A 26,981-nucleotide genomic window follows, 5' to 3' on the forward strand; every position below is an offset into this window, starting at 1 on the left:
ACCGAGTCCAAGTGCCAGCCTAGTTTTAGAAGATATGATATGAGTGAATACATCTTAATTTATAACGCTACCTCAATTCCCTGACGTAGATTCAACTGATCAAGCTGGGTGTTTGCATCAATCTTCGCATAGGCTTTGGGTAATAAACGGCGTGCAGCCTTATTGACTCTTTTTTCTAACCATTTTGGTATTTTTATTGCCAAAGGATTGGTTTCTGTCACGGATACATCGGTCATTACCCGTGTTCCCATAATGTAGTCAAACCAGGGTTTCGTTACACACCAATTAGCATTCTGGTTGCTGGTCATGTGATGGTCATAATGCCAGGGGATACGTTTCTTTGCGTATTCGGGATCCATGTGTGACTTTGCATGAACTTTCCAGTAGTTCCAGATGCCGTAATACAAACCCGCAGTAAAGAAAGGCGCAACTGGAAGAAAAATGGTGGCTGCTGCCGTTAAGCCAATCAAAGCCGTTTTCTCATTATAAATTTCAGCGTTTTTAAACATGGATTCAGCATAACCCTCATCATGAAAGCCATTTAAACGGGCACGTTTATGATGGGCGATATGGGTAAAGAATGGGCTGTTTCTATTCTTGCTTGGAAATTCATGTAGCCAAACCTTGTGAAAATACCACTCCATGCCATTTGCAACAAAAATACCTGCTGGAAAACCGATCATGCTAGATTACCTCTTAAAACATGAATCAGAGTCTAAAAACAATAGGCTGAAATTGTTTGACTGAATTGCAGGTTTTTTCTTGCCTATAAAATCAAGTCAAGCGTGTTTTCTTTGTCGATAGGCGCTTGGTGTTTCTCCAGTCCAGCGTTTGAATGCCCTGGAAAATGCGGAGGGTTCTGAAAAGCCTGTTAAATAGACAATCTGGTCAATCGATTCCTGTGTATGTGAAAGTAATCGTCGGGCAAGGCGTTCCCGATAATGTGCAATCACTTTTTCATAGGTTGTGTTCAGTAGTTGTAAATCAGCCCTTAAACTGCGTGCGCTGCGGTTTAAACGTTTAGCCACAATATTCTGGTCGAACTCACCTGACTCAAGTATTCCGCTGGCCAGAATCTTTTCAATATCATGGATGAGCTGGTGTTTATTAAGCAGCTCAAGTTGTGTTTCGGCAAGCGATTCATGGATTTTGAGCAATTCAGGCTCATGGGCAGGAGATGAGTAAGACAGCAGCGCTGAATGAAAACAAATACAACCATCTGTTTGTCCAAGCCTGACATCACATCCCCATATCTTTTTATATTCTTCCAGCTCTGCACCATGCTGATACGGCAGCCAGATTTCTGTGGGAGCAAAATTGTTTTCACTGATATATTTAAAAAAATTCAGCAAGATGCCAATTGCACATTCCAGATAATGCCGAACAGGATGATTTAGTCCAGAAATTGAAACAGTGTTCCCATCAAGTTTCAGTTTAAAAGACATGGCGTTGGTGAGTAGGGCCTGATAGCGCATTGTCCTTTGCAGGCCCTCACCAAAGGTTGGGCTACTGAGAAATAGATATTCAATCACCTGACCACGAAATGGGGGGACATTTGCACCGACATGCAGGCCAATATCCTGATCCTGACTGATTTCTTCAGCAGCTCGCCAAAAACGTTGCTGGGTTGAATTATCACGGCGAACAAATTTGTCTGGTGGCTGGTCGGGTAAGTGCACACTGGCAAAGATTGCGGCAGCATCAAGATTCATTTTTTGCATGGTCTGGTAAACCATCCATAAAAAGACGCCTGCATCACTGGTGTTTTCTGAGCTCATAAAACGGGATAAATATGGATTTTAAAACAATATACTATGTTATTTTTATGATAGGAACTGATTGTAATTGGAGTAAAGGAATCAAAGGCACTTACAAAAATGTAAATGTAAGTGCCTGAATGGCTTACTCAGTCACTTCAACGGTAACGCTATAGGTGTAGCTTTGAGCAACAGGTGGCTTGGTATTGTCATTGCCAGCTTCTGGATAAGCTGTTGTGATTAAATAGATACCTGCTTCATTGAATTTAACCTCAACTTCACCTTTTGCATTGGTTTTTACATGAGGCTGGTCACGTTTTGCATTTGGCTGGTAGCTGCTTGCACCTTTAAATACATCAACTTCCAGGTTTGGAACTGGTTTGCCATCGAGCAGAACCTGGGCTTTTAATGATTCGCCAGAATAAAGCTCATTTGGATGGGTCAGGAACTTAAACTCAAAACCTTTATTGGTCACTGCTGGAACAGGGCTTGGCTTGCCTTTGGTCACAAAACTTTCAGCAATATAGGTATTGATAGTCTGTGCCGTTTTCGCATTGGCTGGAATCTGGTCTTCAGCAATGAAGCGTGGTGGCTGATTTGCTGGCGCCTGCTGAGGTGCCTTTTGTTCTGGATTGTCCCGTTTCTCTGCGTTGGCAGCTTGTGGCGGCATTGGATTTGCATTTGCAGGACGAGGTGCACGGACACGTAACCAGCGACCATCAATCAAGGCATATTTGCTTGGCATACCAGCCGCATCCTGAGTACGAATACGATAAGTTCCTTCATTCGCCAGATTAAACTCACCAATGTTGAATTTTTTTAACTCTGCTGCTGGGTTGACTGTTTCAGTCTTGCCATCAGGGGCTGTGATTTGATAGGTCGTTTTAAAGTTACGGCTTGCAACGAAAAATTTTTCTACGGTAATGCCGCTTTGGAAACTTACATTGTCGGATTTGCTGTCAAATACTTCTGGTAATACAAAAGGGCTGGCGGTATGGGCAAAGCCAAGGGTCGGCAGGGCAGAAAGCAAGGCGAGGCTAAGCAAATGGCGCATATAAAGATTTCCTAAATAATTAAACAAAATGCAAAAGAATTGCTACAATTTACTTGATAACGAGTATCAGTTGCAATATTATTTCGATAAATTTTTAGTCATTGTGCCGCCTGCTCAGGCATTCTGACTTAAAAATATTTCGCCTGTTTATTATTATTTAAAACTATGAAGAAATTATTGATTTTACTTAAAAATCACCATTATTTCTTTGCATGGCCTTAAATAGTGAACCTGAACAGGAATTCAGATAAAGTTAGTCATTTGCCATAAATCTTTCCAGTACGTTGATTTAGGCAAATCCTAGAGAATGGAACCCTGCGTATGTCATCAACTCAACTTTTTCGCCCAGTTCAGATAATCTTCCGTTTATCACCGTTGATGGCAGCCTTGGCTGTATTTATCTCGCCAATCACGGCAGTTCAAGCAAATGAAACAACCTCAACTATAAATAAGCTGGAAGCACCTGTTCAGTTACCAAGCTACCGTTTTCATCAGGACCATGTTTTAGGAACCTCTTTAGATGTTGTGGTGACCACAGCAAACCAGAAAGATGCAGAAAAGGCCTTAGAGGCAATCCAGACCGAAATTGCCCGACTTGACCAGATTTTATCGGTTTGGCGTGATGACAGTGAAATTAGCCAACTGAACCGTGAACAAAAAATTTCGGCTTCATCAGAGCTGTATGATGTGATTGCAGCCTGTGAGCAATGGCGCAGTGCAACCTGTGGTGGCTTTGACGCGCGTTTAGGGCAGCTGATCAGCCTGTGGGAAAACAGCAATCAGGTGCAAAAGCTGGATGACCAGACTCAGGAAGCACTACTACAACAGCTAAAAACACAAAGTATTGAGTTAAATCCACAGACCAAACAAATTACGCTGTCTCCAGCCATTAAGGTTGCTCCAGATGCCTATGCAAAAGGCTATGTGATTGACCGTGCCTTGGTTGCGGCACAGCAGGCTGTTCCGCATTTGCAGGGTGTCCTGATTGATATTGGTGGTGATATGCGTGTTTGGGGGCAGTCTCCACAACAGGCAGGCTGGAAAATTGGTATCCAGAATCCAAATGAACGTTTTGATAATGCGGCACCAGCACAGGTCCTCAATGTTAAGGATCAGGCTGTGGCGTTCAGTGGTCAGGGTTATCGTGACCTTGCGGGACAATCTCGTTTACTTAACCCACATACAGGTCAGCCTGTGCAAACGGTGGAACAGTGTGTAGTTGTGGGGCAATGCGCTGCCGATGCCGATGCCTTGGCAACCGCTTTAACTGCAATGCCTGCGCATGAGGGGATTCAGTTGATTGAACAACTGGTGGGATATGAGGCGCAACTGGTCAGCACTGATGGAACACAGTATCAAAGTTCGGGCTGGTCAACACTGTTAGATGCCAATCAGCCAGCCATCATGCGCCATGTTGCGGCAGGTGGAGCGGCAACCGCATGGCCAAAAGGCTACCAGGCACAGATCGAAGTCAATATTCCAAAAATTGCGGTAGACAACTATCGTGCGCCGTATGTATCGGTATGGGTGACAGATGCCAATAAGAAACTGGTCCGTACCATTGCGGTTTGGGGTAAGGATGAAAAATGGATCAACTCCAACTATGTTTGGTGGCGCCGTTATGGCCGTCAAATGCCAAACCTGGATGCAGTGGCGAAGCCATCACGTCAACCTGGTCAATATAAATTGGCCTGGGATGGCAAGGATGAAGAGGGCAAGGCTGTGAATGCAGGTAAATACCTGATTCATATCGAAACCTCACGTGAGCATGGTGATCACTCTTATCAAACCATTGAATTGGATGTTGCACCAAAAGCCGCCACCCAAACGCTTCCTGCACAGGCAGAAATTGGTATTGTTAAATTGAACTTCCAACGTGGTGCTTAATTTAATTTCTTCCTGAATCCATGAGAGGCTTGTCTCTTGTATCAACGCCGTGATTTTTACCGCCATGCACGCTATGTGCATGGCTGGCTTTCTGCCTTTGCCTTTATTGTCCTGCTTTTTTTTGCCGCCACAGGGTTGTTACTGAATCATCCTGAGTGGTTTAGTGCCTCCAATCAGGAACAGACAGTCAAGCTTGGCTTGCCTGAAAGTTTTGTTGAGACAGTTCAACAGCAGGAAAACCCAAGTCAAACTATCCTTGACTATGTACGTGAAAAACATTCGCTGGTTGGTCGCTATAAGAGTAGTGAGGTACTGGATGGCGAGGTAATGATTCGTCTGGAAAGTCCAGCAGGCTCAACCGATGTGTGGGCGTTGCTTGATACAGGTGAGGTTGAGATCACCCAAAAACCTGCAACCACAGTATCCCTGCTCAATGACCTGCACCGTGGCAAAAATGTGGGTACAGCCTGGAGTTGGCTGATTGATGTCAGTGCCATCATCATTATTCTGTTGTCGTTGGCAGGTTATATCCTTTTCTTGACCATCAAAACGCGTTTGGTCACACATTTGCTGTTAACCGCATGCAGTTTATTCGCAATCATTCTGCTCATTTGGTCTGCCATCTAAGGTGAAACAATGACTCAAGCTGTCATGACAATTATTGTGATACTCGCAATATTATTGAGTCTGCATATTTTTATCATCATGTGGCTGCTATGGCAGCAACGTAATGGCAACAAGTCACGGGTTCAAAACGATCATGCTTATTTAGTGGTTTATGCCAGCCAGTCAGGTCATGCTGAATCGTGGGCAAAACATACCACTGAGCAATTACAGCTTATTCATCAGCACGTCACGCTCAAGAACATTCAAAAACTGACAGCCACTGACTTGACCCAATATCAACGGATTTTGTGGGTGGTCAGTACTTATGGTGAGGGTGATGCACCTGATGATGCCCAGCATTTTGTGCATAAAATATTGTCACAGTCTGTAGCTTTATCACATTTGTCTTTCGCGATCTTGGCATTGGGTGATAAGCGCTATACAAACTTCTGCCAGTTTGGACACACCATTGAACAGTGGTTGTTACAGCAACAAGCCCAGCCTTTATTTACCACAGTGCTGGTGGATCAGCTCAATAGCCGTGATCTGGAACAATGGCTAACAGGGTTAGAACAGTTGACCGCAACCAAGCTGACAGCACTGGAAAATGAGCGGGAAAATGTTGAACTCAAGTTTGCCCATCGTCAGTGTTTAAATGTGGGCAGTGCTGGCGAACCAATTTATAAGATTCAGTTGGTTGCTGAGCAGGAACTGGTTTGGTCATCAGGTGATATTCTGGAAATTCAGTGTGAAAATAACATTACTGAGATTCGACAGTTTCTGGTTACGCATCAGCAGGATGATTTTAATGATATAGATGCATTAAAAACGCTGAATTTAAGAATATTGCCAAATCGTGAGCACTATTCATTTGCCGCATGGCTGGAACATTTTGATCGATTACCTAAGCGTGAGTATTCAATTGCCAGCTTGCCTGAAAATGGCTTGATTGAGCTGGTGGTGAGACAACAACAGACGGAAACAGGTCTTGGACTGGGTTCTGGCTGGTTGACGGCAGGTTTGCAGCAGAACCAGCCTATTCAGGCTTATATACGTAATAACCCAAGTTTCCATCTACAACATTGTCCACAGCCTTTAATTTTAATTGGCAATGGGACGGGGATTGCAGGTCTGGTTGCGCATTTAAAGCAACGGGAACAGTGGGGCTATGGGCAAAACTGGCTGATTTTTGGGGAAAGACAGCAGCAGTTTGACCATTTATATCATGCGGAAATTCAGTATTGGCAACAGCACGGCTTTTTACAGCATGTTGACTATGCATTCTCACGTGATCAAGCTGAAAAAATCTATGTTCAGTATATTCTAAAACAGCAGTCTACACGTTTAAAACAATGGATCGAACAAAGTGCGGCAGTTTATGTTTGTGGTAGCTTGAATGGTATGGCTGGTGGCGTGGATCAAGTCCTAAAAGAAATTCTAGGTGATGAGCTGGTTGAACAGTTGAGGCATGAGCAGCGTTATCAACGGGATGTTTATTAAATAGAAAAAATGATTAAGAAAAAACCAGTAAGTGGTTCACTTACTGGTTTTTTGTATAAGGGGGGCTGATTAGAATTTCTTTTCAAGCGTAAACTGGAAACTCGGAATAGCTTCGTTATTACGGGCCTGATAAAGGCTGCCATCAGACTGGTTGGTTAAACGCTCTTTATAGTCAGTATTTAAAATGTTGTTCAGGTTTAGGCTGGCTGACCAGTTTTTGGGAAAGCGTTTGGTCGCTGCAATGTCAACATTGAAACGTTGATTGGTGGTACGGTTATAAGGCTGGCCATCCAGGGCACGGGTAAATTCAGGTGTGTAATTGACATTGATGCTGGTGGAGAGCTGCCAAGGCTTGTAGCTGTATGAAATGCCTGAACTCGCGGTATAAGGTGCAACATCACTGACCAGACGGTCATTGTGCTGGGCATCTTCAATGGTTGCACGTACGGTTGAGACTTGTCCATTGAGCATAAAGGCATGTCCAGCTTCAGTCTGTTTCAAGGCATAGCGGCCAGAGAATTCCACACCATAGGTGGTGGCTTCATTCTGGTTTTGTGGGCGTTCAACATAACGGCTACCCTCAAGCGCAATCACCCGTTCAATGTAGTCCTTGATTTCACGGTGATAGGCGGTTAAGTTCACGCCACCACTGGCAGAATCAAATGCCAGGGTTGACTCAAATGCCTTGATCTTTTCAGGTTTTAGGTTTGGATTACCCCCACGGTCAGGATTATTGAGTGAACCCGCATCGCTGTCCGTGGAAACCGTTACGTTTGGAATCAGTCGATCAGTGTTTGGACTGCGGAACGCCTGACTTAAATTGGTCTGAATCGACCATTGGTTGGTGAGGTCAAAACGGTAGGCAAGCACAGGGCTTAAATGATGGTCCTGATAATCCACCAGACCCGAACGGTCCAACCATTCCTGACGCGCACCCAAGGTGATAGTCTGGCGGTCAGTAAAGCGCCAGCTTCCCTCACTGTAGAGGGCATAGCGTTGTTCATCCAGACTTTGGCTGACATTGCTGTCCAACTGACTGTTATTTGCACTGATCCCAAACTTAATCTGACGGGTTTGACCAAACTTACGCACACCATCATAGGCCAAACCATATTCATCCACGGTTTCATCAGTATAAATGCTGTTGAGTGGGGAGCGGGTCAATTGCGTTTCAGTCTGATGTTCAACTGTTAAGCGAACCTTGTCACTGAGGTCTTTATCCTTACGTTCATAACGTGTATTCAGACGAATACTGTCATTTTTATCATCCTGAATCTGGTCGCCACGTACCCCTGTGCTTTTATTATTCCGATAAAACAGTTCAGCAATGAGTTTTTGCTGGTCATCCAACTCATATTGCAGACGAGGGGAGAACATTTGGCTGGTACGGTTGGTGGTGCGTAGCTGTTCACGTGTGCCTGTAGCTGTTTCCGTCTTGGTAATGGAGGTGGTGTCATTCCACATCTGGTTGGCAGACAAGCTGTAGACCCACTGATTGTCACGACCATCGGCCTGAACGCTGACCTGTTTGCGTTCGGCTTCCTGCTTGCCACTATCACGTAAACCATAGCCGAGCTTTACTGAACCATTTAAACGGGTATCCAGCGGTTCCTTTAAAATAATATTGATGACTGCGGAAGATGCGACAGATGCCTGAGCGACACTTGGCTGCTTGACCACCTCAATCCGTTCGATCATGTCTGGGGTAATGGTGTCAACAATCGACATGCCGCCACGTGGGCCACCTTGCACAGGTTCACCATTGATCAGGAATGTTGGTGCGCCACCACCACGGAAACGCATGCCAGAAGCACCATTTCCACCACGTGGGCCTGGGCCACCTGGTAACTGGAAACCAGCGGCGCGACGCAAGGCATCCATAACCGTCTGGTCGCCATACTGGAGCATTTCATCACGGGTAATGATGGTTTTAGGCACTGCACTAATATCATCATCTTTTGGTTTTTGTGGTTCCGCTGATGCCTTGAATGACAGTGTTGGGAGCACCTGTGCTGTCTGTTCAGCAGGAGATGAGGCTGGCGCTGTGGTGGATTCAACATCATTTGCTAAAACTGAAGAACTTAGGCTGAGTAAAGCCGAGCTGAGTACGGTCAGCTTTCCATAGCGGAATGGATGCTTCATTGAAATTACCCCAAAACATTGATGATCAAATTATTTTGAATATAGACTAATGTAAAATTGTGTAGAAAAATCGAATATTAAGCAGGGAAAGACCTGAATTTTTACATTTAAATTATTTTCATTCATTTGATCAGAAAATCAGAATAAATATGTAAAAAAAGATGCAAATGAGAATGATTTTTATTAAAATTTGTATTGATTTGTTGTTTTTAAGCTTTGTTAAATTTTTGTCTGAGTTATTTTTGGAAATTCCATGAAACCTTTAAACCTTGGTGCAAGCCACACACCTATATTTAAGTTTAGCTTGCTCAGCATGATGCTGCTTCAGGCCCAGTATGCTGTTGCGAATGACGAAAATAATAGTCAAACCGCTGTTATGCCAACCATCAAAATTGAAGCCATGAGTGAGCTTGATCCAGTTAAAAGCTATATTGACTATGATCAGGCCAGTGTCACGCGGAATGGTTTAAAGAAAAAGGACATTCCACAGACCATTGACACGATTGATGTTCAAAAATATAAAATCTATGGTTCAAATGATTTAAGTGTAATGTTGCAGGGTACACCAGGTGTATCCACCAACTATGACATGCGTGGGGATGGAATTAGCCTGCGTGGTTTTAATGCCGATACAGGTGATGTCTATCGCGATGGTATTCGTGAAAGTGGGCAGGTGCGCCGTAGCACGGCCAATGTTGAACGCATTGAGATATTAAAAGGGCCAGCTTCTGTGCTGTATGGACGTAGCGCGGGTGGTGGCGTGATCAATATGGTGAGCAAGTTTGCCAACTTTGATTCAAAAAGCTCAGTAGGTGTGTATGGTGGTTCTTATAATAATTATGGAACAACCGTTGATTTTAATCAGGTGTTAAATGACAACCTTGCTGTACGTTTAACAGGTGAATATGGTCAGTCGGATAGTTTCCGTTCAAGTATTGAAAATGAAATTGAAATGCTTTCGCCAAGTTTTACCTATAAGAATGATGATGGCCTAAGCTGGACCATGCAATATACCTACGACAAGCTGCATCGTGTTCCCGACCGTGGCCCGTCATTTACTGCACTTCCAAAGGGTACCTCAATTAAAACTGGATTTGCCCAGGACGGTGACTTTGTCAATGATGTACTACAGGTGGTTCGTTCTGACCTCAACTATCAATTTTTACCCAACTGGAATTTCCATTGGGCGGTGAGCCACCGTCAGGCTGAGCAGAATTTTGACCATTTTTACTTGGGTGGCCTTTGCTTAACAGATGACACCAAAATTTCAAATGCGGGTAGCTGTAACGGCCATGTTGGTGAAATTTCGCAGGTGTATTACTGGCAAGAAACCAGCAATAAAACCACCAGCAATACCTTTGATATTAAGGGTGAGTTTGATACAGGCCGTTTAAAGCATAATGTCGTTGTTGGGGCGGACTGGACCTATGAGCAGCGGGAACCCTTGCTTGCCAATAAAAATCAGAATGGTTCAGCAATTTATGGTTATGTAAATCCACTTACAGGGCAGCGTACAAGTTCTCGTGGAACGGGTGACTTGAGTATAAATACCCATAATTATAATCAGGGTGAAAGTTATGGTGTATTTTTTCAGGATTTAATCAGTTTTAATGATTATATTAAAATGATGCTAGGTGGGCGATATGACTATTACAATACCCAGACAACAAATCGCCTTAAAAAGGCGGGGGATGATGATTACCAACAACATATTGATGATGAAAGCTTTAGCCCAAATATTGGTTTAGTATGGCAACCTACAGATCAGCATAGCTTCTATGTCTCTTATAGTAAGAGCTTTGCTCCATTTGGTGGTCGTGTTGGTGTCAGTGTGGTTTCTGCGAATACGAAAATAGAAACTTTTGATGCAGAGCCACAATATAATGAGCAGTATGAAGTGGGTGTAAAAAGTGACTGGTTGGATGACCGTCTAAATACGCAGCTTTCAGTATATGACATTCGTAAAAACAATATTCGCTATCTGCCAAATCTAGAAAAGACCAATGAATGGGCTGTCGCTGGTCAGCATCAGTCTAAAGGGGTGGAAGTCAGCTTTATTGGACGTGTGCTAGATAATCTGTTTATTCGTGGTGGTTATGGCTATACCGATGCAACGGTAAGAAAAGATGTGAAGACACCTGCCAATGTGGGTCATGAATTAGCCTACAACTCAAAAAATACAGGCAACTTATTCATTCGTTATTTACCGATTGAAAAGCTCTATGGTGAAGTGGGTGTGACCTATGTCGGTGCCTACTATACCAATCTGAACAACCTGACGCAGGTGGATGGCTTTAACCGTGTAGATGCTGCGATCGGTTATAAGGATGAGCGTTGGGGCGCGACAGTTGCTGTAAACAACCTGGGCAATAAGGAATATTGGCGTTCTGAGTCCATGCCTGGGACACCACGTAGTTTCTTGGTTCGATTAAACTATCAATTCTAAAAAAACGGTAGGTTTTGCCAATGAAAGTTCAGCATCTTTGTCTGTGCAAAGATGCTTTTTTTATCAATTAAAGCGCTGATAAAGTGTTTAAAATAAACCTTTTGGTAAATTTTTTAAAATATTTGATATCTATCTTATTGAATAATATAAAAAGTCATTGATTTAAAAAATGGAATATTCTAGTATCTAAGTGGGTGAAAAATGTACAAAATTAATATTTAAATGATCATATAATTGTGACTTGTTTTTAGTTTGTGATTATTAAATGTTAAACAGTTCTCATTTTTGTTCCTTTTTGTTAGTATTAAAGAAAACCATACAATAGAGATAATAATAATGAAGATATTGCTTGCACTGGTTATGGTCTGTTCAGTCCTTGTTTTAGGGTATGCTGCCTATATGGATTCCCAAAACAAGAAACGCCAGGAAATTACTAAAATTGTGAATGATGCTGAACATAGCTTGAATACAATCCAGCATCATACCAATTATGTAAATTCCACCCATATCTCCTCCTCAAAACACCATAACTAAGGATGGAGTTCTATGATGATGCGGCAGGTGAGGTGCCTGATATTTTTTGAACTCAGGAATCCATGTGCTTTTTTATCTGGCCATGCGCCAGTTTTGTATGGAATCTGCTAAAATATTTACCATTAAATAAAAAGCTGCATCTTGTTATGCGGCTTTTTACGTTCTGATAGCGGAATCGAATTTTATATGGATTGTTTGTGTAACACGTATGAAACTGGCATATAGATTGCTTTGTCGCATGATATGCCGTTTTGTGTCCATTGAAAAAATGTTTCAACACAAGCGTATAGATTTCAATTCTACGATCTTGGATTTTACAGGTGCCATGTTATGACAACGCCTCATGCTTCGGCTGGTTTGTTGGAACGCTTATTTAAACTAAGCGAAAATAAAACCAGCTTTAGAACCGAAGTTCTAGCAGGTGTAACCACATTTTTGACCATGTGTTACATCATTATTGTAAACCCGCTTATCCTGTCTGAAACGGGTATGGATCATGGTGCTGTGTTTGTTGCGACCTGTCTGGCTGCCGCAATCGGCTGTTTGGTGATGGGGCTGGTTGCGAATTATCCAATAGCACTTGCACCTGGGATGGGCCTGAATGCCTATTTTACCTATTCTGTCTGTCTGGGAATGGGAGTGCCGTGGCAAACCGCACTTGCGGCGGTCTTTGTTTCGGGAATTGTGTTTTTAGCGATTAGCTTCTTTAAAATCCGTGAAGCGATTGTCAATGCTATTCCCATGTCACTGAAGTTTGCCATCGGGGGCGGTATCGGTTTATTCCTTGCCTTGATTGCGCTTAAAAATGCAGGAATTATTGTGGATAACCCTGCGACCTTGGTTGGCCTGGGTGACATCAAGCAGCCAACGGTATTGCTTGCGCTATTTGGCTTCCTGATGATTGTGGTTTTGCATCAGTTTAAGGTGCGTGGTGCCATCATCATCAGTATTCTGGTGATTACTGGAATTGCGACAGCCTTGGGCCTAAACGAGTTCAAGGGTGTTGTTGGACAGGTTCCATCCATCGCACCGACATTTATGCAAATGGATTTTGAGGGCCTGTTCACCGCAAGTATGGTGGGCGTGATTTTTGTCTTCTTTATTGTTGACCTGTTTGACAGTACAGGAACACTGGTGGGGGTGTCACATCGTGCAGGCTTGTTGCAGGATGGAAAATTACCGCGTTTGAAAAAGGCCTTGTTCGCAGACTCAACCGCAATTGTTGCGGGTGCGGCCTTGGGTACATCATCCACCACACCTTATATTGAATCTGCTTCTGGGGTTGCGGCAGGTGGGCGTACAGGTTTAACCGCAGTTGTGGTTGCCTTGTTGTTCATTGGCTGTTTATTTCTGGCACCCTTGGCGCAGTCAGTACCTGGCTTTGCGACGGCACCCGCATTGCTGTTCATTGGCGTGTTGATGATTCAGGGCATTACCCATATTGACTGGGAAGATATTACCGAAGCGGTTCCTGCCTTTTTAACCATCGTGTTTATGCCATTTACCTACTCAATCGCAGATGGTATCGCGATGGGCTTTATCAGCTATGCGCTGGTTAAATTATTCACGGGCAAGGCAAAGACCGTTCCCTATATGGTTTGGATTATTGCAGCACTTTGGGTATTTAAGTTTATTGCCTTTGGCGGTTAACATATCAATCAATAAAAGGATGTCGTTATGGCTGGCGACATCCTTTTTTCTTTGGAGAAAAATGATGAATGCAATTGAACTGATACAGGCTTTACCAAAAGCTGAATTGCATGTGCATATTGAAGGGACATTTGAACCAGAGTTGATGTTTGCCATCGCACAACGCAACCAGATTCAGATTCCATATCAATCTGTTGAAGAAGTGAAGCAGGCCTATAACTTCCATAATCTTCAGTCTTTTTTGGATATCTACTACGCAGGCGCCAATGTGCTGGTATATGAGCAGGATTTTTATGATCTTGCCTGGGCATATTTTGAGAAATGTGCAGAAGATCGTGTAGTGCATACAGAGATGTTCTTCGACCCTCAAACGCATACTGAGCGTGGGGTGGAATTTGCAACGGTGATTGCGGGCTTAAAACGTGCCTGTCAGGATGCACAGCAAAAGCTGGGGATTAGTTCTCAACTGATCATGTGTTTCCTGCGTCATTTAAGTGAAGAAAAGGCGTTTGAAACTCTTGAGCAGGCATTGCCATTTAAGGATGAGATTATTGCGGTTGGTCTGGACTCAAGTGAAGTTGGACATCCACCTGCGAAGTTTGAACGTGTCTTTGCCAAAGCCCGTGAAGCGGGATTCCTGATCGTGGCACATGCAGGTGAAGAGGGGCCACCCGAATATATCTGGGAAGCGCTGGATTTATTGAAAGTGAACCGTATTGATCATGGCGTGCGCTCAGAGGAGGATAAGCAACTCATGGCCCGCCTGATCGCAGAGAAAATGCCTTTGACAGTTTGCCCACTCAGCAACTTAAAGCTGTGTGTTGTGAATGACATGAAAGAGCATAATATTCGCCGTTTGTTGCAGCAAGGTGTGCATGTCACGGTCAATTCAGATGATCCATCTTATTTTGGGGGTTATATGAATGACAATTTTATTGCGATTCAGCAAGCTTTAGACTTGAGCAATGATGAATTAAAGCAACTTGCGATCAACTCTTTTGAGGCATCATTTATTCCTGATCAGGAAAAGCAGAAGTGGATTGCAGAGATTAAAAAGCTTTAAGTTTAAAAAAAACCGCGTGAAGCGGTTTTTTTATAGCTGTTATTTTATTTAGGTTGTCTCAACATGCTGAGCAAGACATTATCCTTATCAATCACATGATGTTTAATGGCTGCCAGAATATGTCCAGCAATCAATAAACCAGCAAACCATGACAGGTAAATATGCAAGGGTTTGACGATGGCAAGCAGTTCGGGATTGTCCTGTACCAGACGTGGAATTTCAAATAAGTACAGCACAGGTGCAGGGTGGCCAGCACTCCAGCTAAATAAACAGCCTGTGATGGGCAAGGCCAGCAACATTAAATAAAGTAGAAAATGTCCAATGTGTGCCAGTGTTTTCATCATGGGTGACATGCTATCTGGCAGTTTGGGTGCAGGGTGGGTGTAACGCCAGAAAATACGAATTACTACCAGAAAAATGATTGTGGTGGCAATATTCTTGTGCAGGGTAATCACATTGCCTTTGAAACTACCATCCACATCATAACTGAGAAAATTACCGCTATAGAAACCAATCAGCCAGGCAATAATGAAAATAGCGGCCATGAGCCAATGCAACACTTGTGCTGTGCGGGTGTAATACTGTGCTGAGGTTGACATTGCAACATCCTGGCTGTTAGAAATGAACTGATTTTAAATAGGGCTTTTTCTGACTGATACAGCATCGCTGTAACGGAGCGTTTTATGTGTGCAACAGTCCCGATAAAGCCTCAATTTGTAATTGTTATATTATGTAAAGATGACTGTGGGTTATTTCATAAAATAAGCCATTTAGGCACAATACGCCTGACAAAATTGAGATACAGGTAAGAATCGTGAAAAAGTTATTATTGATTGCTGCTCCCCTTGTTTTAGCGCTATCTGGATGTGTTGCCCCGAATGGAACGAGTCCAGCAACCACAACTTCACAGCAGTTAGGTATGGCTGCGCTTAAAATCGCTGTAAATGCGAAATGCCTGAATGAGATCAATACATTGCCTGCATGGAAAACAGCGACACGTTATATGACGGCTGACCAGCGTGACAACATCCAAACCAATGTCTGTGGCTGTGTCAGTGACAAGGCACCGAACAGTGTAACTGCTGTTGAACTTGCAACCGCTGCCATTGACCCATCCGCACGCGCAACAATTGTCAATCAGGTGGTTTCACAAACTGTGAATGCATGTGTTGCTGAAACCTTGAAACAAGTGCAATAACAAAGACCAGGCTGAGAGATCGGCCTTTTGTGAGATGAAGATGAAAATAGCAGGTGTAGATGAAGCTGGAAGAGGGCCACTGGTTGGTTCTGTTGTGGCCGCCGCGGTCATTTTAGATCCAGACAATCCGATTGTGGGCTTGAATGACTCCAAGAAACTGACTGAAAAGAAGCGTGAAAAACTCTTTATCGAGATTCAGGAAAAAGCGTTGGCCTGGTCAATTGCTGAGGCAACACATGCTGAAATTGATGAGTTGAATATCTTACAGGCAACATTTCTTGCCATGCGCCGTGCGGTCGAAAGCTTGAACATCCAGCCAGAAAAAGTCATTGTGGATGGTAATCAAATTCCAAAGGGCATTAGCATTGCATGTGAGGCTATTGTTGGGGGAGATGCCAGTCATGCTGAAATCAGTGCCGCCAGTATTTTAGCGAAAGTGACACGTGACCGACAAATGCAGGCTCTGGATTTAATCTACCCTGATTTTGGGTTTGCCAAACATAAAGGCTATCCAACCAAGGCTCATTTTGAGGCAATTGCTGCACATGGCGTTATTCATGAGCATCGACGTAGTTATGCACCCGTGAAAAAAGCACTGGGTTTATAATAGGTATAAAATACGCATCCCAAACATAATTAAAGCGACTCATATTAGTCGCTTTAATTATTGGAGAAGAATTCTGCGTATTAACGATTAAAGTTATTATGTCGAGGAAAATCGTTATTATCTTCTTCATAGGAAACTTGATAATCTTGATCAAGATGTTGTAAATGCTCATGCATGGCACGTTCATGTTGGATACGTTGGTAAATTTCCTCACGATGCACAGAAACCTCTTTAGGAGCATTTACACCAATACGCACCTGATTGCCTTTTACGCCAAGCACAGTGACACTGACTTGATCCCCAATCATTAATGTTTCTCCGACACGACGGGTCAGAATCAGCATGTTTATCTCCTTGCTAAACGCTTAAACTTGCAACAGGGAATTGTTTGAAAGCACAGCCTTAATATACAGAAAAATCTAAACAGAAATAAGTAAAAACAATATTTTTTTCGTAAGTTCTGTTGAGATGCTCTGAAAAACCTCATGGGTTAATATAACAGAGCCACTGTAGTAAAAACTATAGTGGCTCTTATTTTTTTACTATTTACTTGAAAGTAAATATGTTTAAGCAGCTATTAATTAAGCACGTGCACTACTTTCGCCATGTTCACGGTCTAAACCAAAAGCAGTATGTAAACAACGTACCGCAAGCTCTAAATAGTTTTCTTCAATAATCACTGAAATCTTGATTTCAGAAGTGGAGATCATCAGGATATTGATGCCTTCTTCAGCCAGTGCAGTAAACATTTTGCTTGCCACGCCTGCATGGGAGCGCATACCTACACCCACAATGGACACTTTTACGATATCGTCGCGTGTTGCAACTTCACGTGCGCCAATGGCTGTGGCCGTTTCTTCCAGAATCTTTTTCGCTTTCGCAAGCTCGCCTCGGTTCACTGTGAAAGTAAAATCAGTGGTGCCATCTTCTTCCACATTCTGGATAATCATATCCACTTCAATGTTTGCGGCACCGATTGGCGACAAAATTTTAGATGCAACACCTGGAACATCAGGAACACCCAAAATTGTTAATTTTGCTTCGTCACGGTTAAATGCAATACCTGAGATAATTGGTTGTTCCATGTCGTCTTCTGCCTCAGTGGTAATAAGTGTGCCTACGTTTTGTTTAAATTCTTCATCGAATGCGCCATCGTCATCATTATCAAAGCTGGATAATACGCGTAATGGAACCTGATATTTACCTGCGAATTCAACAGAGCGAATTTGTAAGACCTTTGAACCCAAAGATGCCATTTCCAGCATTTCTTCAAACGAAATACGATCTACTTTTTTAGCTTTGGGTGCAACACGAGGGTCAGTGGTATAAACACCATCCACATCGGTATAGATCTGGCATTCATCTGCCTTTAATGCCGCAGCAAGTGCAACGCCAGAGGTATCAGAACCACCACGGCCTAAGGTTGTGATATTGCCATCAGCATCAAAACCCTGAAAGCCTGCAACAACCAGAACACGGCCTGCATCAAGATCAGTAGACATAACGTCAGTATCAATGGATTCAATACGGGCTTTGGTAAATGCGCTGTCAGTCTTGATACCAACCTGACGACCTGTATAGGATTTAGCTTCCACACCAATCGAGTTCAGCGCCATCGCTAACATGGAAATCGTAACCTGTTCACCCGTTGATACCATTTGATCAAGTTCACGTGGATCAGGTGTGCTGGTAATGGCTTTTGCAAGCGCAAGCAGGCGGTTGGTTTCACCACTCATTGCAGACACAACCACGACCACCTTGTGACCGTGATCATGCCAGCGCTTGACACGACGAGCAACATTTAAAATGCGCTCAGGAGTACCCATAGAGGTGCCGCCATATTTTTGAACGATTAATGCCATAGTTGTTCCATATAAGCCATGACCCTGAGAGGCATCAGGGTCAGTTACACAAAAAGTGAAGTGTTTATAATTGTTCAAGCCAAGCAGGCAGGGCTGCAATCACTTGATCAAACTTCTCGTTGAGTGGCGCGCCACCTTGTGCCAAGTCAGGTTTACCACCACCTTTGCCACCCAGCTCCTGAGCTAGGTGTTTGATGATGTCACCCGCTTTTAGATGTGCAGTATATTGTTTTGCAACGGAGGCGATTAAACTCACTTTATCGCCCTCAACGCCAGCTAAAATAATGACTGCATCATCTAATTTTGATTTTACGCTGTCATGTAGGTTGCGTAATGATTTTGCATCTAAACCTTGTACAGTGGTAATCAGGGTTTGACGACCTGCAATTTCTTTCACCTGATCAAGCAGGTCAGCCGCCTGAAAGCTCGCCAGTTTCTGGTTCAACTGTTCAATTTGCTTCTGTAGGCTTGAAGCTGTTTCAACAATCGCTTCAACTTTCTCTACAGTTTGATCTTTCTGCGCCTTTAACAAGGCGTTGATGCTGTGAATGTCAGTATCAACCTTTTGAACCACTTCAAGCGCCTTAGTTCCAGTAACCGCTTCAATACGACGGACACCCGCAGCCACACCGCCTTCGGAAGTGATCTTGAATAGGCCAATATCACCTGTACGTTTAACGTGAATACCACCACACAGCTCGATGGAGAAGTTTTTCTCTTCAATTACAGAACCCATAGACAGTACACGAACTTCTTCGCCATACTTTTCACCAAACAGCATCATTGCGCCTTTGGCTTTTGCTGACTCAATATCAAGCAATTCAGTGCTAACTGGTGTGTTGGCGATGACTTCAGCATTCACCAAACGTTCGATCTGCTGCAATTGTTCAAATGAAACAGGTTGGTCATTGGCAAAGTCAAAACGTAGAATGTCGCTGGCAACCAGTGAACCTTTTTGCTGAACGTGTGAACCTAGAATCTGACGTAAAGCGGCATGTAAAAGGTGGGTTGCAGAGTGGTTACGTGCGGTTGCCGCACGAATGTCTGCTTTCACAGTGGCTTCAACGTTTTGTGTCGCTTTGAGGCTGCCCATCGTCACGATACCCTGATGGACAAATGCACCACCAGATTTCTTGGTATCCTGAACTTCGAAAATACCTGTATCGTTCTTGAATAGTCCTGTATCACCGATTTGACCACCGCTTTCAGCATAGAAAGGGGTTTGGTTCAATACGATAAGCGCTTCATCGCCTTCGTTGATTTCATCAACCTGTACGCCATCTTTATAGATCGCAACAATTTGGCCCTGGCCTTGAGTTGCTTCATAGCCATCAAACTGGGTTTCGCCTTCAACCTTGACAATGCTGTTGTAGTCAACCGCAAATTTGCCTGCATCACGGGCACGTTGACGTTGTGCCGCCATTTCCACTTCAAAACCAGCTTCATCAATGGTCAGGTCACGTTCACGTGCAATATCGGCAGTCAGGTCAGTCGGGAAGCCATAGGTATCATACAGTTTAAATACTGTTTCACCTGCAATGACGTTACCTTTGAGTTGAGCGAGTTCACCCTCAAGCAATTTCAAACCTTGCTCAAGTGTTTTGGCAAACTGTTCTTCTTCACGAATTAAGGTTGCTTCGATTGCATCTTTACGCGCAGCAAGTTCAGGATAGGCTTCACCCATGACTTCAATCAGCGGTTGTAACATCTTGTAGAAGAATGTGCCTGTTGCACCTAACTTGTTACCGTGACGGACTGCACGACGAATAATACGGCGCAATACATAACCACGACCTTCGTTAGATGGATTGACGCCATCTGCAATCAGGAAGCAGCAAGAACGAGCATGGTCGGCAACTACACGTAAAGATGGCTGGCCTTGATCTTCAATACCAATGATGTCAGCCGCAGCTTTTAACAAGTGTTGGAACAGGTCAATTTCGTAGTTTGAATTGACGTGTTGCAATACCGCAGAAATACGCTCCAAGCCCATACCTGTATCAACAGAAGGCGCTGGAAGAGGGTGCATCACACCATCCGCAGTACGGTTGAACTGCATGAAAACGTTGTTCCAGATTTCAATGAAACGGTCGCCATCTTCTTCAGGTGTCCCTGGTAAGCCACCCCAGATGTGGTCGCCGTGATCATAGAAAATTTCAGAACAAGGACCGCATGGACCTGTATCGCCCATCGCCCAGAAGTTATCTGAAGCGTATTGACCGCCTTTGTTGTCGCCGATACGGATAATGCGCGCAGCATCAACCCCAATTTCTTTATTCCAGATATCAAATGCTTCATCATCGGTATGGTAAACCGTGACATATAGACGTTCTTTAGGCAGCGCCAGCCATTGTTCGCTAGTGAGGAAATCCCATGCAAACTTGAGCGCATCACGCTTAAAATAATCACCAAAAGAGAAGTTGCCCAACATTTCAAAGAATGTGTGGTGACGTGCGGTATAACCGACATTATCTAGGTCATTATGCTTGCCACCTGCACGCACACATTTCTGTGATGAAACGGCACGCACATAATCGCGTTTTTCTAAACCCAGGAAACAATCTTTAAACTGGTTCATACCAGCATTGGTAAACAGTAAGGTTGGATCGTTGGCAGGGACAAGAGAACTCGAAGCGACACGTGTATGCCCTTGCGATTCAAAGTAACGCAAAAATGCTTCACGGATTTCAGCGGATGTCATAAAACGAGTACTCACAACCAAGCGTCCATAATTTTGAAAGTGCTAAATTATAGCGGAAAATGTGTGCCCGACCAACGATTTTACAAGCAATCTTAGATAAAACTGTGTTTAGGCTAAAAATCTATATTCAATGCTGGCTTGCATGTTTTACCATATAGCATAGAAAAGATGATGTTTTGATGAATTAAGGGCACCACATGCAACGTATCGCGATTAATGGATTTGGCCGAATTGGCCGCAATGTGCTACGGGCATGGTTTGAAAATCCCAAACAATTCCAGTTTGAAATTGTCGCAATTAACGATATTGCTGATGTTCAGACACTGGCACATTTATTTAAGTATGACACTACACATGGGCGTTTTGCAGGTCAGGTTGAAATCCAGATAGAAGATGAACAGATTTTCTTGAATATTCAGTCCAATCAGCGTCAATTAAAACTACAGGTTTTTAAACAGATACAACCTGAGTTATTACCTTGGGGGACTTTAAAGATAGATGTGGTACTGGAATGTACAGGATTGTTTCGTTCCAGAGCCGATGCAACCCGTCATATACAGGCAGGGGCAAAGCGGGTGATTATTGGGGCAGCACCTTTTGACTCTGTTGATGCCGCAATTGTGTATGGTGTTAATCATGCCGAAGTCAAAGCTACAGACCAGATTATTTCCAGTGTGTCCTGTACCACACAGGCTTTGGTGCCATTGGTGAAAATTATTGATGATGCCTTTGGTATTGAAACAGCATTGATGACCGAAATCCATGCGGTCACTGCGGATCAATCCGTGCTTGATCATGCCCATCGTGATTTGCGTCGTGCGCGTGCGTCGGGACAAAATATTATTCCAACCACATCCAGTGCATTAGGTGCATTAAAACAGGTGATGCCGAAAATGGAAAACCGTATTGATGGTTATTCCATTCGTGTCCCTACAATTAATGTTGCAGCGATTGACCTGACTTTTATTTCCCAGTCACCTATTACTGTACATAAAGTCAATGAAGTCCTGACTAAGGCTGCACAATTGGATTATGCCCAGATTATGCAGGTTACGGATGAAGACCTTGTTTCAAGCGACTTTAACCACTCGCCATATTCCTTAATTGTAGATTTAACCCAGACCATGGTCGTCGGACATCAGGTCAAGGTCTTTGCATGGTATGATAATGAATGGGGTTATGCCAATCGCTTACTTGATTTATGTGAATCATTTGATTCAAAAAATATTAAATAAATAACAACGGATTTGGAGAACGGAATGATATTAATGTTGATTTGGGGTTTTATTGGTCTGTTATTGATTGCAGTTACTTTCTTGTTTTGGTTTCAGTTTAAAAATAAACAGCAACCTGCTGTTGATCCGCAAGTATTGTATCTGGAAGAAAAAGTCCTGCATCTGGAATCCCACCTTAAAAAGAGTCTGGAGATTATGCAGGATTTGGCAAAGAAAATGCACGTCCAGCAAGAAGTGTTGGATCGGACCGTTGCAAACATTGCCGCGTTGGAAAAGCAAAATGTTGAGTTAGTCAATGTTTTGGAAGTGGTTGTTAAAAATGGGAAAAATATGCCCTAAATTTGTCCCCCCTGAATAGGGGGTTGACAAATTAATATGTATAACTATTTGTTTTTGTTAAATATTTTGATACAAATTTGAAGAAATTAAGCAATATATTTCAATACATAAAATCTATAAAAAACAATTATTAATTTTTGTTGGATGGTTAAATATTTTTTAACTATCCGTTTTGATTGCAATCCCACTTGATGTGTATTTAGAACGCTCATTATGATGAATTTGTGCTTCATAAAGCATTGATCGAAAAACACATAGGGATGTCTGATAATGCATAAAATAACTTTAAAACGTACTGCAATCTGCTCAGCTTTATTAAGTGCTGTATTCATGGTTGCGGGGTGTAATGATGATGACAATTCATCAAACAAGAATTCTGGACAGCAACAGGCAGCAACTGAAACATTGAGTGGCACGGCAGCGACAGGAGCTCCATTTAAAGATGCAGATATCACTGTAACTAATAAGAATGGTCAATCCAAAACCACCAAAACCGATGTGAATGGTAAATTTGAAATTAGCATAGACGCAGGTGCACCCTATATCGTTAAAGCCACTAAGGGCGATGTATCACTGTACTCTTATGCCGCAGGTAAAGGTACTGTCAATGTTACTCAACTGACAACACAGGCATTACTGGCAGCAAGTCAGGAAGCAATCTATGGTGATTCAAAGACACTAGCAGAGATTTATAGCAATTGGGCAAATATTGTAAGCAAAACTTCTGCTGATAAAATCAGTAGTGCGATTAATGCAAGTGCCAAAGAAGTTGTTGCCAACTTAAAAACAGTATTTGAGACAAATGGTTTTACTGCGACAACAGGTTATCCTGACATTTTTAAAACCGCTTTTGAGGCAAATTCAACAGGGTTGGATAAAGTTCTAGATAATGTCCAAATTACAGGTTTAAATGGTAATACTGCATGTTCAGGTACAGGTTCAGTATTTAGCTGTAATTTTCAATATAAGGTTAATGGTCAACCTTATGAGTGGAAATATACGATCGATACCACAGGTATTGTGATTGATCTTAAGGATGGCAATGGAAATTCAGGTATTCCAACTGGAAATTATAATTTAAATATGACAGTGGCTATTGCTGGTGCGACTGTACCAGTTGCTACAATCAAAAATATTCCAAAGCCAGAGAATAAGGATCAATTCTGTGCTTCTGAGGATGTACAGAAAGCATTAAAAGAACAGGGTCAATTTACCATTAATTCTTGTAGTTTTAATGGGACAGTGGGCAATATTAATGCAACGATTGCTTCTCCAGTTGGTGGTTTCTCGTATACTGCGAAATATGAATATAGCCCAGCATAACAACATTTAAAAACTCAGGGTGGAACATGGGCAATCATTTTGGTTGCCTATTTTTATGCGGGATTTACTAAAATTCTCAGGTGCATCATAGAAATCTTCATGTTACACTACGCTGAATCGGGCATTCACCCGATTTTTTTATGTGGTTGCTTTTTATGTGGATGCCTCCACATTGAACAGATTTTAGGTTTGAAACATGACCATTTCAGAGACATGGTTGCTCCCTGACGGGGTAGCAGATGTATTACCCGAACAAGCGCAAATGGTTGAAACCCTGCGTCGGGAAGCTTTAGATTTCCTCGCTGTTCGAGGGTATCAACTGGTATACACTCCATTTATTGAATACATCGAATCGTTGTCTTCACTTTCAGAATCCAATCAAGATTTAGACTTGGTCACATTCAAGGTGATTGACCAGCTTTCAGGTCGCTTGCTTGGTGTGCGTGCGGATATGACTCCACAGGTCGCCCGTATCGATGCGCATGTTCGCCCAATTGAAGGCGTTGCCCGTTACTGCTATGCAGGTACAGTGCTGCATACCAAACCACAGAATTTTAATGCAACACGTGCACCTTTGCAGTTGGGTGCTGAGCTTTATGGCCATGACAGCATCGAAGCCGATGTGGAAATGATTGATGTCATGCTGGGCCTGTTGGAGAAAACTGACAGTTTGCAAGGTGTTCATCTGGATTTAGGTCATGTCGGTTTATTCCGTAGTTTGGTGAAACGTGCTGGTTTAAATAAAAACACTGAAAGCCAGCTTTCTGATTTATATCAACGCAAGGCATTGCCAGAGCTGGAAGCGTTTACCAAAGACTTGGCAATGGGTGCGGATTTCTATGCGCTTGGTCGCTATGCAAGTGACCTTGGTGCATTACAGGCACATTTAAGCCATGACATTTTAAGTGATGCTGATTTTAAAAATGCGTTTGATGCATTGAAAACAACATTCACTCAAATTCAGTCACGTTGGTCGAATCTGAATATTGGAATCGATGTGATTGAGTTGCGTAGTTATCACTACCACACAGGTTTGATGTATGCCATTTATGCGCCGAATCGTGCTGCGCCGCTTGCGCAGGGTGGACGTTATGATGGCATTGGTGAGCACTTTGGCCGTGCGCGCCCAGCCACAGGCTTTAGTTGTGACTTATATGCCTTGGGTGCTACACAGTGCGCTGAAATTGAAACTGTCGTTGCGCCTAAAGGAAATAATCAGGATTTATTAACCGCGATTGCAGATGCACGGGCGAATGGTTCGCGTGTGGTGCAGTTGCTGGGTAATGATGATTTAGGTTCAGTGCCTTATGCAACCCACCAAATGATGTTGCAAAATGGGCAATGGACCATTGAAAAAATTTAATTGCCGAGTTGTAAAAACAACTTGGTTTCCAATTCTAACAGCATGATGTAATGAGGCTATTATGGGCAAAAATGTTGTGGTACTTGGTACCCAATGGGGCGACGAAGGTAAAGGTAAGATCGTCGACCTGCTCACAGATCAAGCGGCTGCGGTCGTACGCTACCAGGGCGGGCACAATGCAGGACATACTCTTGTGGTCGGTGGTAAGAAGACTGTATTACACCTCATTCCATCAGGTATTTTACGTGACAACGTATTGTGCTTAATTGGCAATGGTGTCGTTCTTTCTCCTGAAGCATTGATCAAGGAAATGGCGATTTTGGAGGAGGAAGGTGTACCTGTAAAAGAACGCCTACGTATTTCTCCAAACTGTCCGTTGATTCTGCCAAACCATATTGCGCTTGATCAGGCTCGTGAGAAAAAACGTGGTAATGCCAAGATTGGTACGACTGGTCGTGGTATTGGCCCAGCATACGAAGATAAAGTTGCCCGTCGTGCTGTACGCGTTGCAGATCTGATTCGTGGCGGTGCTGTGCTGGAAGAAAAACTCAAGGAAATGCTTGAGCTTCATAACTTCCAACTTTCTCAATTCTATGGCGTTGAAGAAGTTAAGTTTGAAGATGTGTTGGCACTTTGCAACGAATGGCGTGAAGTTCTTGCCCCGTTGGTGATTGACGTAACCAAAGTGTTGCATGATTACCGTAAAGAGGGTAAGGCAATCATGTTTGAAGGTGCACAAGGTTCATTGCTTGACATTGATCATGGTACCTATCCATATGTAACCAGTTCGAATACAACTGCGGGTGGCGTAAGCTCTGGTTCAGGTATGGGTCCTTTACATTTAGACTATGTATTGGGTATTACGAAAGCCTACACAACACGTGTAGGTGCTGGCCCATTCCCAACTGAATTGCATTATGATGCTGCGACAGATACAGGTGATGCGATTGGTCGTCATTTAGGTACAGTGGGTCATGAGTTTGGTGCGTCTACGGGTCGTCAACGTCGTTGTGGTTGGTTTGATGCGGAAATTCTACGCCGTTCGGTTGAAGTGAATTCTTTGTCTGGTATCTGCTTAACCAAACTTGATGTTCTGGATGGTTTGGAAGAGATCAAGATCTGTGTAGGCTATGAAGATGTGGATTCGGGCTGTGCAGGTTCTTCTGATGCAGTTTCATTTGAAAGTTTAAAGCCGATTTATGAAACTATGCCTGGCTGGAGTGAATCGACTGTTGGCCTGACTCAGGTTGACCAGCTTCCTGCAAATGCCTTGGCTTATGTGAAACGTCTTGAGCAGCTCATTGAGTGTCCAATTGACATTATTTCAACGGGCCCAGACCGTGCAGAAACCATTATTTTACGTCATCCATTTTCAGCTTAAGCTAACTGGATGATTTAAAGCTCCCACATGGGGGCTTTTTTGTTTTATCGATTTATATATCAAAAATCTCTAGCAAAAAATCAGCTTTTTATTCCAGTCATTGTTATTTCACAGCATGGAAAATCCCCGTTATATTAACTATACGTTCAAACAAAGAGGGTTTTAACCATGACGAAAAAAACGATTCGCTATAATGGATATGAACTGGCATGCCAATGTTAGATTATATCAAGGCGATTAAAAGGGTACAAACCAGTTCTGATCAGGCGGGGAAAGGAATTGGTTTGAACATTTTAATACAATAAGAATAATCCCAAATATTAAATAAAATTT

General features: G+C 43.1%; 22 protein-coding genes. 14 read left to right on the plus strand and 8 right to left on the minus strand.

Annotated elements, in window-relative coordinates; all coding sequences use genetic code 11:
* Nucleotides 1-59: 59 nt before the first annotated feature.
* From QTA56_RS00500 to QTA56_RS00510, 3 genes are all read right to left on the minus strand, one after another.
* On the minus strand, nt 60-683 hold the full coding sequence (locus QTA56_RS00500) for a sterol desaturase family protein (RefSeq protein ID WP_267979010.1): 624 nt from the start codon (nt 681-683) through the stop codon (nt 60-62).
* Nucleotides 684-779: 96 nt separating this feature from the next.
* Nucleotides 780-1,778 carry an AraC family transcriptional regulator gene (locus QTA56_RS00505; protein WP_267979011.1) on the minus strand — a complete coding sequence of 333 codons (999 nt, stop codon included), beginning with the start codon at nt 1,776-1,778 and terminating at the stop codon, nt 780-782.
* Between the two features lie 124 nt (nt 1,779-1,902).
* Complete coding sequence (locus tag QTA56_RS00510) at nt 1,903-2,811, minus strand: DUF4198 domain-containing protein (protein WP_267979012.1); 909 nt, start codon at nt 2,809-2,811, stop codon at nt 1,903-1,905.
* A 321-nt stretch (nt 2,812-3,132) separates the two neighbouring features.
* Here QTA56_RS00510 and QTA56_RS00515 point away from each other — a divergent pair, with 321 nt between their 5' ends.
* From QTA56_RS00515 to QTA56_RS00525, 3 genes are read left to right on the plus strand one after another with little or no spacing between them, the layout of a single operon-like run.
* Nucleotides 3,133-4,698 (plus strand): DUF2271 domain-containing protein, encoded by a 1,566-nt coding sequence (locus QTA56_RS00515; RefSeq protein ID WP_267979013.1) that lies wholly within the window; start codon nt 3,133-3,135, stop codon nt 4,696-4,698.
* Between the two features lie 36 nt (nt 4,699-4,734).
* Nucleotides 4,735-5,325 carry a PepSY-associated TM helix domain-containing protein gene (locus tag QTA56_RS00520; RefSeq protein ID WP_267979014.1) on the plus strand — a complete coding sequence of 197 codons (591 nt, stop codon included), beginning with the start codon at nt 4,735-4,737 and terminating at the stop codon, nt 5,323-5,325.
* Nucleotides 5,326-5,334: 9 nt separating this feature from the next.
* Nucleotides 5,335-6,804: a sulfite reductase subunit alpha gene (locus tag QTA56_RS00525; RefSeq protein WP_267979015.1), complete on the plus strand. Its 1,470-nt coding sequence runs from the start codon at nt 5,335-5,337 to the stop codon at nt 6,802-6,804.
* 69 nt (nt 6,805-6,873) lie between these two features.
* Here the strand turns inward: QTA56_RS00525 and QTA56_RS00530 are convergent, their stop codons facing one another.
* Nucleotides 6,874-8,946 (minus strand): TonB-dependent receptor plug domain-containing protein, encoded by a 2,073-nt coding sequence (locus QTA56_RS00530; protein WP_267979016.1) that lies wholly within the window; start codon nt 8,944-8,946, stop codon nt 6,874-6,876.
* Nucleotides 8,947-9,199: 253 nt separating this feature from the next.
* Here QTA56_RS00530 and QTA56_RS00535 point away from each other — a divergent pair, with 253 nt between their 5' ends.
* The 4 genes from QTA56_RS00535 (at nt 9,200) to QTA56_RS00550 (ending at nt 14,639) form a co-directional block, all read left to right on the plus strand.
* The gene (locus QTA56_RS00535; protein ID WP_267979017.1) at nt 9,200-11,392 is read left to right on the plus strand and encodes a TonB-dependent receptor; all 2,193 of its coding nucleotides are present in this window, start codon (nt 9,200-9,202) and stop codon (nt 11,390-11,392) included.
* A gap of 336 nt (nt 11,393-11,728) precedes the next feature.
* Nucleotides 11,729-11,926 (plus strand): hypothetical protein, encoded by a 198-nt coding sequence (locus tag QTA56_RS00540; protein WP_267979018.1) that lies wholly within the window; start codon nt 11,729-11,731, stop codon nt 11,924-11,926.
* Between the two features lie 330 nt (nt 11,927-12,256).
* Nucleotides 12,257-13,576, plus strand: a complete 1,320-nt coding sequence (locus QTA56_RS00545) for an NCS2 family permease (protein WP_004676959.1) — start codon at nt 12,257-12,259, stop codon at nt 13,574-13,576.
* 64 nt (nt 13,577-13,640) lie between these two features.
* A complete protein-coding gene (locus QTA56_RS00550; RefSeq protein WP_267979019.1) occupies nt 13,641-14,639 on the plus strand; it encodes an adenosine deaminase in 999 nt (332 codons plus the stop codon).
* Nucleotides 14,640-14,683: 44 nt separating this feature from the next.
* Here the strand turns inward: QTA56_RS00550 and QTA56_RS00555 are convergent, their stop codons facing one another.
* Entirely contained in the window at nt 14,684-15,238 is a 555-nt protein-coding gene (locus QTA56_RS00555) for a cytochrome b (RefSeq protein ID WP_267979020.1), read from the minus strand.
* A 215-nt stretch (nt 15,239-15,453) separates the two neighbouring features.
* On the opposite strand from QTA56_RS00555, the gene QTA56_RS00560 reads away from it, so the two are divergent.
* Both QTA56_RS00560 and rnhB read left to right on the plus strand, forming a co-directional pair.
* Nucleotides 15,454-15,837, plus strand: coding sequence for a hypothetical protein (locus tag QTA56_RS00560; RefSeq protein ID WP_267979021.1), 384 nt, complete (start codon nt 15,454-15,456; stop codon nt 15,835-15,837).
* A 40-nt stretch (nt 15,838-15,877) separates the two neighbouring features.
* Nucleotides 15,878-16,444, plus strand: a complete 567-nt coding sequence (rnhB, locus tag QTA56_RS00565) for a ribonuclease HII (protein WP_289821545.1) — start codon at nt 15,878-15,880, stop codon at nt 16,442-16,444.
* 80 nt (nt 16,445-16,524) lie between these two features.
* On the opposite strand, the gene csrA is transcribed toward rnhB, so the two are convergent.
* The 3 genes from csrA to alaS all read right to left on the minus strand — a co-directional run bounded on the left by csrA (nt 16,525) and on the right by alaS (nt 21,022).
* Complete coding sequence (gene csrA / locus QTA56_RS00570) at nt 16,525-16,788, minus strand: carbon storage regulator CsrA (RefSeq protein ID WP_004799412.1); 264 nt, start codon at nt 16,786-16,788, stop codon at nt 16,525-16,527.
* A gap of 237 nt (nt 16,789-17,025) precedes the next feature.
* Nucleotides 17,026-18,306 carry an aspartate kinase gene (locus QTA56_RS00575; RefSeq protein ID WP_267979022.1) on the minus strand — a complete coding sequence of 427 codons (1,281 nt, stop codon included), beginning with the start codon at nt 18,304-18,306 and terminating at the stop codon, nt 17,026-17,028.
* Nucleotides 18,307-18,370: 64 nt separating this feature from the next.
* Complete coding sequence (gene alaS / locus QTA56_RS00580; protein ID WP_267979023.1) at nt 18,371-21,022, minus strand: alanine--tRNA ligase; 2,652 nt, start codon at nt 21,020-21,022, stop codon at nt 18,371-18,373.
* A gap of 182 nt (nt 21,023-21,204) precedes the next feature.
* On the opposite strand from alaS, the gene QTA56_RS00585 reads away from it, so the two are divergent.
* The 5 genes from QTA56_RS00585 (at nt 21,205) to QTA56_RS00605 (ending at nt 26,648) form a co-directional block, all read left to right on the plus strand.
* Nucleotides 21,205-22,242 carry a type I glyceraldehyde-3-phosphate dehydrogenase gene (locus tag QTA56_RS00585; protein WP_267979024.1) on the plus strand — a complete coding sequence of 346 codons (1,038 nt, stop codon included), beginning with the start codon at nt 21,205-21,207 and terminating at the stop codon, nt 22,240-22,242.
* A 24-nt stretch (nt 22,243-22,266) separates the two neighbouring features.
* Nucleotides 22,267-22,581, plus strand: coding sequence for a hypothetical protein (locus QTA56_RS00590; protein WP_267979025.1), 315 nt, complete (start codon nt 22,267-22,269; stop codon nt 22,579-22,581).
* A 270-nt stretch (nt 22,582-22,851) separates the two neighbouring features.
* Entirely contained in the window at nt 22,852-23,904 is a 1,053-nt protein-coding gene (locus tag QTA56_RS00595; RefSeq protein WP_267979026.1) for a carboxypeptidase-like regulatory domain-containing protein, read from the plus strand.
* Between the two features lie 196 nt (nt 23,905-24,100).
* Entirely contained in the window at nt 24,101-25,267 is a 1,167-nt protein-coding gene (locus tag QTA56_RS00600) for an ATP phosphoribosyltransferase regulatory subunit (protein ID WP_267979027.1), read from the plus strand.
* Nucleotides 25,268-25,328: 61 nt separating this feature from the next.
* Complete coding sequence (locus QTA56_RS00605; RefSeq protein ID WP_267979028.1) at nt 25,329-26,648, plus strand: adenylosuccinate synthase; 1,320 nt, start codon at nt 25,329-25,331, stop codon at nt 26,646-26,648.
* Nucleotides 26,649-26,981 lie beyond the last annotated feature (333 nt).

The organism is Acinetobacter thutiue (genome assembly GCF_030385805.1).
Taxonomy (GTDB): domain Bacteria; phylum Pseudomonadota; class Gammaproteobacteria; order Pseudomonadales; family Moraxellaceae; genus Acinetobacter; species Acinetobacter corruptisaponis.

Coding starts and splice junctions, on each gene's coding strand:
- QTA56_RS00555 (WP_267979020.1), bottom strand. CDS start 15,238: ATGTCAACCTCAGCACAGTATTACACCCGCACAGCACAAGTGTTGCAT.
- QTA56_RS00605 (WP_267979028.1), top strand. CDS start 25,329: ATGGGCAAAAATGTTGTGGTACTTGGTACCCAATGGGGCGACGAAGGT.
- QTA56_RS00550 (WP_267979019.1), top strand. CDS start 13,641: ATGAATGCAATTGAACTGATACAGGCTTTACCAAAAGCTGAATTGCAT.
- QTA56_RS00595 (WP_267979026.1), top strand. CDS start 22,852: ATGCATAAAATAACTTTAAAACGTACTGCAATCTGCTCAGCTTTATTA.
- QTA56_RS00600 (WP_267979027.1), top strand. CDS start 24,101: ATGACCATTTCAGAGACATGGTTGCTCCCTGACGGGGTAGCAGATGTA.
- csrA (WP_004799412.1), bottom strand. CDS start 16,788: ATGCTGATTCTGACCCGTCGTGTCGGAGAAACATTAATGATTGGGGAT.
- QTA56_RS00530 (WP_267979016.1), bottom strand. CDS start 8,946: ATGAAGCATCCATTCCGCTATGGAAAGCTGACCGTACTCAGCTCGGCT.
- QTA56_RS00525 (WP_267979015.1), top strand. CDS start 5,335: ATGACTCAAGCTGTCATGACAATTATTGTGATACTCGCAATATTATTG.
- rnhB (WP_289821545.1), top strand. CDS start 15,878: ATGAAAATAGCAGGTGTAGATGAAGCTGGAAGAGGGCCACTGGTTGGT.
- QTA56_RS00545 (WP_004676959.1), top strand. CDS start 12,257: ATGACAACGCCTCATGCTTCGGCTGGTTTGTTGGAACGCTTATTTAAA.
- QTA56_RS00500 (WP_267979010.1), bottom strand. CDS start 683: ATGATCGGTTTTCCAGCAGGTATTTTTGTTGCAAATGGCATGGAGTGG.
- QTA56_RS00575 (WP_267979022.1), bottom strand. CDS start 18,306: ATGGCATTAATCGTTCAAAAATATGGCGGCACCTCTATGGGTACTCCT.
- QTA56_RS00510 (WP_267979012.1), bottom strand. CDS start 2,811: ATGCGCCATTTGCTTAGCCTCGCCTTGCTTTCTGCCCTGCCGACCCTT.
- QTA56_RS00590 (WP_267979025.1), top strand. CDS start 22,267: ATGATATTAATGTTGATTTGGGGTTTTATTGGTCTGTTATTGATTGCA.
- QTA56_RS00585 (WP_267979024.1), top strand. CDS start 21,205: ATGCAACGTATCGCGATTAATGGATTTGGCCGAATTGGCCGCAATGTG.
- QTA56_RS00505 (WP_267979011.1), bottom strand. CDS start 1,778: ATGAGCTCAGAAAACACCAGTGATGCAGGCGTCTTTTTATGGATGGTT.
- QTA56_RS00535 (WP_267979017.1), top strand. CDS start 9,200: ATGAAACCTTTAAACCTTGGTGCAAGCCACACACCTATATTTAAGTTT.
- QTA56_RS00540 (WP_267979018.1), top strand. CDS start 11,729: ATGAAGATATTGCTTGCACTGGTTATGGTCTGTTCAGTCCTTGTTTTA.
- QTA56_RS00515 (WP_267979013.1), top strand. CDS start 3,133: ATGTCATCAACTCAACTTTTTCGCCCAGTTCAGATAATCTTCCGTTTA.